10 protein-coding genes are annotated in these 10,882 nt (G+C 53.0%); 1 reads left to right on the top strand and 9 read right to left on the bottom strand.

The genetic code is table 11. The annotated features are described in order from the left end of the window. The 9 genes from FDW87_RS02530 to miaB all read right to left on the bottom strand — a co-directional run. Window positions 1-699, bottom strand: a 699-nt coding sequence (locus FDW87_RS02530; RefSeq protein ID WP_137379426.1) for an amino acid ABC transporter ATP-binding protein, incomplete at its 3' end; no start/stop codon positions are given. Continuing rightward, the gene (gene gltK, locus FDW87_RS02535) at window positions 699-1,373 is read right to left on the bottom strand and encodes a glutamate/aspartate ABC transporter permease GltK (protein WP_003022757.1); all 675 of its coding nucleotides are present in this window, start codon (window positions 1,371-1,373) and stop codon (window positions 699-701) included. The genes gltK and FDW87_RS02530, both read right to left, overlap by 1 nt. After that, the gene (gltJ, locus tag FDW87_RS02540) at window positions 1,373-2,113 is read right to left on the bottom strand and encodes a glutamate/aspartate ABC transporter permease GltJ (RefSeq protein WP_016152241.1); all 741 of its coding nucleotides are present in this window, start codon (window positions 2,111-2,113) and stop codon (window positions 1,373-1,375) included. The genes gltK and gltJ overlap by 1 nt, the downstream gene beginning before the upstream one ends. Before the next feature lie 288 nt (window positions 2,114-2,401). Further along, the gene (gene gltI, locus FDW87_RS02545; RefSeq protein ID WP_016152242.1) at window positions 2,402-3,310 is read right to left on the bottom strand and encodes a glutamate/aspartate ABC transporter substrate-binding protein GltI; all 909 of its coding nucleotides are present in this window, start codon (window positions 3,308-3,310) and stop codon (window positions 2,402-2,404) included. 357 nt (window positions 3,311-3,667) lie between these two features. Next, window positions 3,668-5,206 (bottom strand): apolipoprotein N-acyltransferase, encoded by a 1,539-nt coding sequence (lnt, locus tag FDW87_RS02550; RefSeq protein ID WP_047415146.1) that lies wholly within the window; start codon window positions 5,204-5,206, stop codon window positions 3,668-3,670. A 24-nt stretch (window positions 5,207-5,230) separates the two neighbouring features. After that, window positions 5,231-6,109 (bottom strand): CNNM family magnesium/cobalt transport protein CorC, encoded by an 879-nt coding sequence (corC, locus tag FDW87_RS02555; protein WP_005121418.1) that lies wholly within the window; start codon window positions 6,107-6,109, stop codon window positions 5,231-5,233. Between the two features lie 162 nt (window positions 6,110-6,271). Further along, a complete protein-coding gene (gene ybeY / locus FDW87_RS02560) occupies window positions 6,272-6,739 on the bottom strand; it encodes an rRNA maturation RNase YbeY (RefSeq protein WP_003835559.1) in 468 nt (155 codons plus the stop codon). Beyond that, complete coding sequence (locus FDW87_RS02565; protein ID WP_019076268.1) at window positions 6,736-7,782, bottom strand: PhoH family protein; 1,047 nt, start codon at window positions 7,780-7,782, stop codon at window positions 6,736-6,738. The genes ybeY and FDW87_RS02565 overlap by 4 nt, the downstream gene beginning before the upstream one ends. Window positions 7,783-7,973: 191 nt before the next feature. After that, on the bottom strand, window positions 7,974-9,404 hold the full coding sequence (gene miaB / locus FDW87_RS02575; protein ID WP_016152245.1) for a tRNA (N6-isopentenyl adenosine(37)-C2)-methylthiotransferase MiaB: 1,431 nt from the start codon (window positions 9,402-9,404) through the stop codon (window positions 7,974-7,976). 145 nt (window positions 9,405-9,549) lie between these two features. Between miaB and ubiF the strand changes: the two genes are divergently transcribed. Next, window positions 9,550-10,725, top strand: coding sequence for a 3-demethoxyubiquinol 3-hydroxylase (gene ubiF, locus FDW87_RS02580; protein ID WP_016152246.1), 1,176 nt, complete (start codon window positions 9,550-9,552; stop codon window positions 10,723-10,725). The last annotated feature ends 157 nt before the right edge of the window (window positions 10,726-10,882 follow it).

The following is a 10,882-nucleotide window of genomic DNA, read 5'->3' on the forward strand; positions in this document are numbered from 1 at the left end:
TTTGGCACGGTCTGATTTTGGATTAGCGAAGAACTCTTCTTTCGGTGAGTCTTCAACAATCTTCCCTTCATCCATGAAGATCACCCGGTTCGCCACTTTACGCGCAAAGCCCATTTCGTGGGTAACTACCATCATGGTCATCCCTTCATTGGCCAGTTCAACCATGACGTCCAGTACTTCGTTGATCATTTCTGGGTCGAGTGCTGACGTCGGTTCGTCAAACAGCATGGCGATAGGATCCATGCACAGCGCCCGAGCGATGGCGACACGCTGTTGCTGGCCCCCGGAGAGCTGAGCTGGAAACTTCTCGGCATGCGCTGACAGACCAACGCGTTCCAGTAACTTTTGCGCTTTGTCGCGGGCCGGCTTTTTATCGCGTTTAAGCACTTTTACCTGCGCCAGAGTCAGGTTCTCAATAATCGACAGATGCGGGAACAGTTCAAAGTGCTGGAACACCATGCCAACGCGAGAGCGCAGTTTGGCCAGATCGGTCTTTTTATCATTCACCACGGTACCATCAACGGTGATGACGCCCTGTTGTACCGGCTCCAGCCCGTTCACCGTTTTGATAAGCGTTGATTTACCTGAACCTGACGGGCCGCAGACCACCACCACTTCACCTTTTTTCACTTCCGTGGAGCAGTCGGTCAGCACCTGAAAGTGACCATACCATTTAGAAACATTTTTCAGGGTAATCATTAAACTGTCCTTTTCTTCAAATAGCTGACCAACAACGATGCGCTCAGACTGAATACAAAATAAACGGCGCCAGCAAACAGGATCATTTCAACCTGCGTGCCGTCACGCTCACCAATGGTGGAGGCGGTACGGAAGAAGTCTGCCAGACTCAATACATAGACCAGCGAGGTATCCTGGAAGAGTACGATGCCTTGGGTAAGCAGCAGCGGCACCATCGCGCGGAATGCCTGCGGCAGAATGATGAGCTTCATCGACTGCCAATGGGTCATCCCCAGCGCCAGCGCGGCACTGGACTGCCCGCGAGAAATACTCTGGATACCGGCGCGGATAATCTCGGAATAGTACGCGGCTTCAAACATCGAAAATGCGACCATCGCTGAGATCAGGCGAATATCGGTTTTTGGCGACAGACCCAGCACGTTTTGCAGGAAGCCGGGCACAATCAGGTAGAACCACAGCAGCACCATCACCAGCGGAATGGAGCGGAATACGTTGACGTAGCCCTTCGCAAACCAGGCAATCGGCGCGAAGCTGGACAGACGCATTACTGCAAGGATGGTCCCCCAGACGATACCAATGACGACTGCCGTGACGGTGATTTTCAACGTGATGATCAGCCCATCCAGCAGATACGGCAGGGAAGGGACGATAGAACTCCAGTCAAATTCGTACATTATTTGCCTCCCAAATTGCCAGGCAGGCGGATTTTGCGTTCGACGAGATTCATCACCAGCATGATGACGGCGTTAATCAGAACGTAGGCCAGAGTGATGGCCGTAAACGATTCCCATGCGTGGGCGGAGTAATCCAGTAGTTTTCCCGCTTGCGCAGCCATATCGACCAAGCCGATAGTGGAGGCGATCGCGGAGTTCTTTACCAGGTTCATCATCTCCGAGGTCATTGGCGGAACAATCACGCGGTAAGCGTTTGGCAGCAGAACATAGCGGTAGGCCTGCGGTAACGTCAGCCCCATCGCCAGCGCGGCATTTTTCTGTCCGCGAGGCAAAGACTGAATAGCGGCACGAACCTGTTCGCAGACGCGCGCAGCGGTAAACAGCCCCAGACAAAGCATGGATGAGAGGAAGAACTGAATGTTGGGATCCAGTTCTGACTTAAACCACATCCCGATGTTTTCCGGCAGCAGTTCAGGAATGACCAGATACCAGGTAAAAAACTGGACGATGAGCGGAACGTTACGAAACAGCTCGACGTACAGCGTGCCGATCCCGGAAAGGAAACGATTTGGTACGGTACGTAAGATGCCGAATAAAGAGCCGATGAGGAAAGCGATAACCCAGGCGGTGATAGATAACGCGACAGTGACCTGGAAACCACTCCAGAGCCAGCCGAGATAGGTGGTGTTGCCGAACGGGGCTTGTTGTAAAAAAATACCCCAGTTCCAGTCTATAGACATAAATCTACTCCAGAAAAAAAAGGGTAGCAGCGCTACCCCCGAAGATTGTTATTCAGCGTTTTGCGGTTTTCAGGCCTGATGGGGAACGACCATCAGGCTTATAGTCTGTCCGTGCTGAGTAGCAATCGAGAGGGAGGGGAAGCCTCCCTGATTACACTTCATCCTTCAAGATATCTCGTTGTTGGCTGCCTTTATTCATCCCGGTTACTTACTCATGTAAGCGCCCGGGAATTCGCTCAGTTGCCGCCTCGATATAACTTGAAAGGTTTTGTGTACTCTTCTAATTAATTAGTTAAGCGCTTTATCATTCGGTTCTTTGAACAGGGCTTTCATCTCGTCTGATAGTTCGAAATTCATGTTCAGGTTCTTCGGTGGAATTGGATTTTTAAACCACTTATCAAACCATTTCTCAGCTTCGCCTGAGGTCTGCGCTTTGGCGATAGTGTCATCCATCAGCTTTTTGAACTGAGGGTCATCTTTACGCAGCATGCAGCCGTAAGCTTCCTGAGACTGTGGCTTGCCGACGATCTCCCAGTTGTCTGGTTTCTTCGCCTTCGCGCGCTCGCCAGCCAGCAGGGCGTCATCCATCATAAAGGCAACGGCGCGGCCGCTTTCCAGAGTACGGAAAGAGTCACCGTGGTCTTTCGCGCTGATGATGCGCATATCCATTTTTTGTTCTTCATTCAGCTTGTGCAGCAGCACCTCTGAGGTGGTACCCGAGGTCACGACTACGGCTTTACCTTTCAGATCGGCGAAATCTTTGACGTCGCCGCCTTTTTTCGCCAGCAGACGAGTACCAACAACGAAAATGGTGTCAGAGAAAGCCGCTTGTTTTTGGCGCTCGACGTTGTTGGTGGTGGAGCCACATTCAAAGTCGAAGGTGCCGTTTTGCAGCAGCGGGATACGGTTTTGTGAAGTAATCGGGATCAGCTTCACCTGCAGGTCAGGCTTGTTCAGTTTTTTCTTCACGGCTTCAACGATCGCGTTGGAGTAATCCTGTGAATAACCGACCACTTTTTGTTGATTATCGTAGTAAGAAAACGGTACCGATGATTCACGGTGGCCGACCACAATCACGCCGTTTTTGGCGATCTTGTCCAGCGTGCTGCCTGCCGCTGGTGCTGCGTCTTCTGCGTGCGCCAGACCGGCGGACATTCCCATGACCAGCATGGCAGTGGCGAGCTTACGTAATTGCATATCCAACTCCTTTATCGTCTGCGCCAGGGACGCATTGATACCCATTGTGATGTTGTTATTGTTTGCTACTGAAACGTGCAGTCTTGTATATGTTTGTTAACATTTAGTTTGGATGAATGTAAAGAATTTGCTGTTTTATTGTTTATTTTTGCGAAGTGCGCCGCACCATTTGGGGGCAAAAATATCTTGTTGCACTTTTCAGGTGCTACCGGCGCTCAACGTTGGTGCGACCAGGTTGCACATTCAGCCAAAACTGCATTTGTCTTGTAGAACAAAGCAATAGACGTGCCAGAATGGGGCGCGGGAAATGTTTTGTGGGCCGGATAAGCGAAACGTTATCCGGCCGGGAAAGGAAGGTTACTTACGACGTTGGCGCAGGCTCATTACCACCGCACCAAAGCCAAACAGCGCGGTAAGCAGCCAGAGCGGCCAGTTACCGGTACGGGCATAAGGGGTTAAGCCCGTCGTTGGCGTCACGCTGGTGGTCAGGACCTGGCGGGTAAACTGCGGGATCATCGCCTGAATCTCACCCTGTGGACCAATCACCGCCGTAATACCGTTGTTGGTGCTACGCAGCAGAGGGCGCGCCAGCTCGAGGGAACGCATACGCGCCATCTGGAAGTGCTGCCACGGGCCGATGGATTTACCAAACCAGGCATCGTTGGAAATCGTCAGCAGGTAGTCCGTATCCGGGCGGAAATTATCCCGTACCTGTTCGCCAAGAATGATTTCATAGCAGATGGCAGCCGTCAGCTTAAAGCCGTGCGCATGCAGCTGTGGCTGCACATAAGGCCCACGGCTGAAAGACGACATTGGCAGGTCAAAGAACGGCGCTAACGGGCGCAGGATCGATTCCAGCGGGACGAACTCGCCAAACGGTACCAGATGGTTTTTGTTGTAGCGGTTGCTGGAATCGTAACTGTACGGGCTGTCTTTACCCAGCGTGATGATGGTGTTGTAGGTGTCGTAACGATTCTGCTTGTTCAGACGTGCGTCAACGATACCGGTAATCAGCGTGCTGTTTTTCGATCTCAGCAGGCCATCCATCATGCCCAGAAAACGCTGCTGATTAATTTCCAGGTCCGGAATAGCGGATTCTGGCCAGATGATCAGCTGTGATTTGCCCATCTCAGGCTGGGTGGCGTCGAGATAAATCTTCAGGGTGTTGAGTAACTGACCTTCATCCCATTTGAGCGACTGCGGAATGTCGCCCTGCACCATCGAGACCTGAGTGGTTTTTTCCGGCTCAAGCGTGTACCACTGGATATAGCGCAGCGGAAAGGGCAGAGCAAAGAGCACTAGCGCGGCAATCAGCGGCTTCCAGTTACGCGTCACCAGCGCCAGCGCCAGCAGGCCGCTAACCACCATCAGCAGGAAGTTAATCGCCTCAACGCCCATTACCGGAGCCAGCCCTTTTAACGGACCGTCGATCTGACTGTAGCCGAACTGTAGCCACGGGAAGCCGGTCAGTACCCAGCCGCGCAGGAATTCGGTTATTTGCCAGACGACCGGCGCGGCAATCGCCACGCGTATCCAGGTGGTTTTCGGCCACAGACGCGCCAACACGCCAGCAAACAGGCCGGTGTAGAGGGAAAGGTATGCGGCAAGCAGAACCACGAGGAACACATTAATGGGGCCCGGCATACCGCCAAACTGCGCGATGCTGACGTAAACCCAGTTGATGCCGGAGCCAAACAGCCCCAATCCCCAGAAGTAGCCGATTGCGGCAGACTGGAGCGGACGGCGATTGAAGGTAAGAGCCTGCAAGCCCATCAGCGAAACGATCGCAGCGGGCCAGATGTCATACGGAGAGAAAGCCAGCGTCCCGCAGGCACCGAATAATAACGCCAGCAGCAGGCGAATGCGCTGGCGTTCAATTAATGGGGCAAATGCCATGTAGTCTTAGATCCAGTTTCGGGTTTATTCGTCCAGTTTGGGCTGGGGTGAGTCGTCCGGAATTCTGACATGAACCTGAATAATACGACGGCTGTCGGCCATTGCCACTTTGAACTGGTAACCATCAATGTCGATAGTCTCCCCGCGCGCGGGCAGATGACCAAAGGCCTGCATGACCAGCCCGCCGATGGTATCTACTTCTTCGTCGCTAAAATGGGTGCCGAAAGCGTCGTTGAAGTCTTCAATCGGCGCCAGAGCGCGAATGGTCCAGGTGTGGCGACTGAGCTGACGGAAATCGATATCGTCTTCTTCGTCGTACTCATCTTCAATTTCACCCACGATCAGTTCAAGGATGTCCTCAATGGTCACCAGACCTGAGACACCGCCGAATTCGTCGATGACGATAGCCATATGATAACGCTGGGAGCGGAACTCTTTCAGCATGCGGTCAACTCGCTTGCTTTCAGGTACGACAACCGCCTGGCGTAACACTTTCTCCATGCTGAAGGCTTCGGCATCGCTGCGCATAAACGGCAGCAGATCTTTGGCCATCAGAATCCCTTCAATGTGATCTTTGTCTTCGCTGATCACCGGGAAACGCGAGTGGGCAGACTCGATAATGACATCGAGACATTCGTCCAGGGTCTGGTTGCGTTTCAGGGTAATCATCTGAGAGCGAGGGATCATGATGTCGCGCACGCGTTGGTCCGCAATATCCATCACCCCTTCGAGCATATCGCGCGTATCTTCATCGATAAGGTCGTTTTGCCCGGAATCACGGATCAGCTCCAACAGTTCGTCGCGGTTTTTTGGTTCACCGTGGAAAAGTTGGCTCAGTAACAGGGAGAAAAATCCCTTTTTGCTGTTTAAGGTGTCACTACTGTGTGAATTGTCGTCGCTCATTGCGTCGTATGGGTTCTCATGTTAGTTAATACAAAGCTCGTCATGCGTATATTCAGCTGTTGACGGCATGTTTCTTCATCGTACTTCAAACCAGGTAAGCCGGATAAGGCGCAATACCTGATGGCGGCTGCGCCTTATCAGGCTTACAAGATTTCGAAATGCTTATTCTTTCTCGGCAATGTACGGATCCTCATAGCCCAGAGCAAGCATAATCTCTGTTTCTAGGGATTCCATCTCTTCCGCTTCATCGTCTTCGATATGGTCGTAACCGAGTAAATGCAGGCTACCGTGCACCACCATGTGCGCCCAGTGGGCCTCAAGCGGTTTGCCTTGTTCCTGCGCTTCTTTCTCGACTACCTGACGGCAGATGATCAAATCGCCCAGCAGCGGCATTTCAATGCCCGGCGGGGCTTCAAACGGGAAAGAGAGTACGTTGGTTGATTTATCTTTCCCGCGATAGGTCAGGTTCAGCTCGTGGCTTTCCGCGTCATCGACCAGACGAATGGTAACTTCAGACTCTTCCTGAAACTGTGGGATCACCGCATCCAGCCAACCCTGAAACTGACTTTCTGTTGGTAAACCGGATTCGTCTTCACATGCCAGCTGTAAATCGAGAATAACCTGACTCATTTTTGTTCCTGCTCCTGAGCTTCGCGCTTGCGTTCTGCAGCCAGCTCGGCTTTGCGTTTCTGTTCTGCTTCTTCCCAGGCTTCATACGCCGTGACGATACGGGCGACCACCGGGTGGCGAACCACGTCTTCGCTATGGAAGAAATTAAAACTAATTTCGTCGACTTCAGCCAGTACTTCAATGGCATGACGCAGACCGGATTTGGTGCTTCGCGGCAGGTCAATCTGGGTGATATCGCCGGTGATAACCGCTTTGGAGTTAAAGCCGATACGGGTCAGGAACATTTTCATCTGTTCGATGGTGGTGTTCTGGCTCTCATCAAGAATGATGAACGCATCGTTTAATGTACGACCACGCATGTAGGCCAGCGGCGCAACTTCAATGACGTTACGCTCAATCAGCTTTTCGACCTTCTCAAACCCGAGCATTTCGAACAGTGCGTCATACAGCGGTCGTAAGTAGGGATCGACTTTCTGGCTGAGGTCACCCGGCAGGAACCCGAGTTTTTCGCCCGCTTCCACTGCCGGACGGGTCAGCAGAATTCGACGGATCTCCTGACGCTCAAGCGCATCGACCGCAGCGGCAACCGCAAGATACGTTTTACCCGTACCCGCAGGGCCAACGCCAAAGGTGATGTCGTGGTCGAGGATATTCGCAATGTATTGTGCCTGGTTCGGCGTACGCGGCTTAATTACCCCGCGCTTGGTTTTGATGTTCACCGCTTTGCCAAATTCCGGCACGCTGTCTGCGCTTTGCTCAAGCACTCGCGCTTCTTTAATTGCCAGATGAATTTGTTCAGGCTCAATGTCCTGCGTCTGACCACGCATTGGGGCAGTATCGACGTACAGGCTACGTAAAATATCTGCCGCCGCGGTGACGCAAATTGGGCGACCGGTCAGCTTAAAGTGGTTATCACGGCGGTTAATTTCGATGCCGAGGCGACGTTCCAGCTGCTTGATGTTGTCATCAAATGGGCCGCAAAGGCTCAACAGGCGGGCATTGTCTGCGGGTTCAAGGGTGATTTCACGAGTGTCTATGTTCAAACTGTTCCTCTTTTGCATGTCTTGCCGGACGCTGAACATTTACCGGCATCTAAGGAAATTATTCACGCCATGGGGGAAAGGCGCAAGCATTGCGATAAATATGGGGATGATGAGGTAGATTACAAGGCCCGCCGGGGCAGCGAGCCCAGAAGAGTAAGCCCGATAAGCGTAGCGCCATCGGGCATTGAAGATTAAGGCTGATAAATACCGACGCCCAGATCGTTTTCTTTGCGGGTACGCGCAATAACTGACTCAGGGGATTCAGCGATGCGCAGACCCATTTCGTCTTCGGTGCGCACCACTTTACCGCGCAGGGAGTTCGTCCAGACATCGGTAATTTCTACATCCACGAACTTACCGACCATTTCCGGGTTGCCTTCAAAGTTCACCACTCGGTTATTTTCGGTACGGCCAGACAGTTCCATGATGCTTTTACGCGATGTGCCTTCAACCAGAATGCGCTGGGTCGTGCCGACCATGCGACGGCTCCAGGCCATAGCTTGCTGGTTAATACGCTCTTGCAGAATATACAGGCGCTGTTTTTTCTCTTCTTCCGGCACGTCGTCAACCATATCGGCGGCAGGGGTGCCAGGACGCGCAGAGAAGATAAAGCTGTAGCTCATGTCAAAATTGACGTCTGCAATCAACTTCATGGTCTGCTCGAAATCCTGCGTGGTTTCGCCTGGGAAGCCAACGATGAAGTCGGAGCTAATCTGGATATCCGGACGCGCTGCGCGCAGTTTGCGGATGATCGCTTTATATTCCAGCGCGGTATGGGTGCGTCCCATCAGGTTCAGTACGCGATCTGAACCGCTCTGTACCGGCAGGTGCAGGAAGCTCACCAGTTCTGGCGTGTCACGATACACTTCAATGATATCATCGGTGAATTCGATCGGATGGCTGGTGGTGAAGCGGATACGGTCAATGCCATCGATTGCCGCGACCAGACGCAGCAGATCGGCAAAAGATCCGATCGTGCCGTCGTAGTTTTCACCACGCCAGGCGTTCACGTTTTGTCCCAGCAGGTTCACTTCACGCACGCCTTGCGCCGCAAGCTGGGCGATTTCAAACAGGATATCGTCCGCCGGACGGCTCACTTCCTCACCGCGGGTGTATGGCACCACGCAGTAAGTACAATATTTATTACAACCTTCCATGATTGACACGAATGCGCTTGGACCTTCAGCACGCGGTTCCGGTAGGCGGTCGAATTTTTCGATCTCCGGGAAACTGATATCAACCACCGGGCTACGGGTGGTGCTTCCACGCACTTTGTTGATCATTTCCGGCAGACGATGCAGGGTTTGCGGCCCAAAAATAATATCGACATAGTGCGCGCGTTGGCGAATATGGTCGCCTTCCTGAGACGCAACACAGCCACCGACACCGATGATCAGCTTGGGGTTTTTCTCTTTTAACAGCTTCCAGCGGCCCAACTGATGGAAGACTTTTTCCTGAGCCTTCTCACGGATAGAGCAGGTATTCAGCAGCAGCACATCCGCCTCTTCGGCCACGTCGGTCAGTTGATACCCATGGGTGGCATCCAGCAGATCGGCCATCTTCGATGAATCGTATTCGTTCATCTGACAGCCCCAGGTTTTAATATGGAGTTTTTTGGTCATCGACTTGCTCTTGCGAAATTGTGGCTGAAATGCAGGGCGCATAGTGTACTGCTTTGGCGCGGTTGTGACCAGTATGACGGATGTCAGCCTCAAGGGGTAAAAAATCCTGTAAACTTACACAATACATGTAACAGGATAATTGACCATGACAAATCAACCAACGGAAATTGCCATTGTCGGCGGGGGGATGGTCGGCGGCGCGCTGGCGCTAGGACTGGCGCAGCATGGATTTACGGTAACGGTCATTGAGCATGCCGTTCCCGCGCCGTTTGTGGCTGACGGACAGCCAGATGTCAGAATTTCGGCCATCAGCTCCGCCTCCGTGTCGTTGCTAAAAGGGCTGGGCGTCTGGGATACGGTTCAGGGGATGCGCAGCCATCCTTACCGTCGTCTGGAAACGTGGGAATGGGAAAATGCCCATGTGATGTTTGATGCCGCCGAGCTTAAGCTGCCCTTACTGGGCTATATGGTGGAAAACACGGTCCTGCAACAGGCGCTCTGGCAGGCTCTGGACGTTCACCCCAAAGTCACGCTGCGCGTGCCTGCGTCGCTGATCTCTCTGCATCAACATAACGATCGGCATGAGCTTGAGCTGGCTGGTGGCGAAAAAATCAGCGCGAAGCTGGTCATCGGCGCCGATGGCGCAAATTCTCAGGTGCGGAAAATGGCCGGGATTGGTATCCATGCCTGGCAATATGCGCAGTCCTGTATGTTGATAACCGTGCAGTGCGAGAATTCGCCGGGAGACAGCACCTGGCAGCAATTCACCCCTGACGGTCCGCGCGCATTTTTACCGCTGTTTGATAACTGGGCCTCGCTGGTGTGGTACGACTCACCGGCGCGTATCCGCCAGTTGCAAGGTTTGAATATGTCGCAACTGCAGGCGGAGATCGCCAAACATTTCCCATCGCGACTCGGTAACGTTACGCCTGTGGCAGCGGGGGCATTCCCGCTAACGCGCCGTCACGCGCTGCAATATGTGCAGCCAGGACTGGCGCTGGTGGGTGACGCCGCGCATACCATTCATCCGCTGGCGGGGCAGGGCGTTAATTTGGGGTTCCGTGATGTGGATGCGCTGATTGACGTGCTGGTGAATGCGCGCAGCTACGGTGAGTCCTGGGCAAGCCAGCCGGTGCTGAAGCGCTATCAGAACCGTCGCATGACTGACAATTTCATCATGCAAAGCGGCATGGATCTGTTCTACGCAGGATTTAGCAACAACCTGCAGCCGCTGCGTATCATGCGTAATCTTGGGCTAATGGCCGCAGAGCGCGCCGGTATGTTGAAACGTCAGGCACTCAAGTACGCGTTAGGATTGTAATTCAGACAGGCCTACAGAGAACGTTGTAGGCCTGGTAAGCGTAGTGCCATCAGATAATAAATGCAGAAAAGCAAAAAGCTCGCCGAAGCGAGCTTTTTTAATATGGCTGGGGTACGAGGATTCGAACCTCGGAATGCTGGTATCAGAAACCAGAGCC

Origin of the sequence: Citrobacter sp. wls826 (assembly GCF_005281245.1) — a bacterium.
Classification (GTDB): domain Bacteria; phylum Pseudomonadota; class Gammaproteobacteria; order Enterobacterales; family Enterobacteriaceae; genus Citrobacter; species Citrobacter braakii.

What these genes read in the sequence shown, in the direction of transcription:
- gltK (WP_003022757.1), bottom strand. Translation starts at nt 1,373, where the DNA reads ATGTACGAATTTGACTGGAGTTCTATCGTCCCTTCCCTGCCGTATCTG.
- gltJ (WP_016152241.1), bottom strand. Translation starts at nt 2,113, where the DNA reads ATGTCTATAGACTGGAACTGGGGTATTTTTTTACAACAAGCCCCGTTC.
- gltI (WP_016152242.1), bottom strand. Translation starts at nt 3,310, where the DNA reads ATGCAATTACGTAAGCTCGCCACTGCCATGCTGGTCATGGGAATGTCC.
- lnt (WP_047415146.1), bottom strand. Translation starts at nt 5,206, where the DNA reads ATGGCATTTGCCCCATTAATTGAACGCCAGCGCATTCGCCTGCTGCTG.
- corC (WP_005121418.1), bottom strand. Translation starts at nt 6,109, where the DNA reads ATGAGCGACGACAATTCACACAGTAGTGACACCTTAAACAGCAAAAAG.
- ybeY (WP_003835559.1), bottom strand. Translation starts at nt 6,739, where the DNA reads ATGAGTCAGGTTATTCTCGATTTACAGCTGGCATGTGAAGACGAATCC.
- miaB (WP_016152245.1), bottom strand. Translation starts at nt 9,404, where the DNA reads ATGACCAAAAAACTCCATATTAAAACCTGGGGCTGTCAGATGAACGAA.
- ubiF (WP_016152246.1), top strand. Translation starts at nt 9,550, where the DNA reads ATGACAAATCAACCAACGGAAATTGCCATTGTCGGCGGGGGGATGGTC.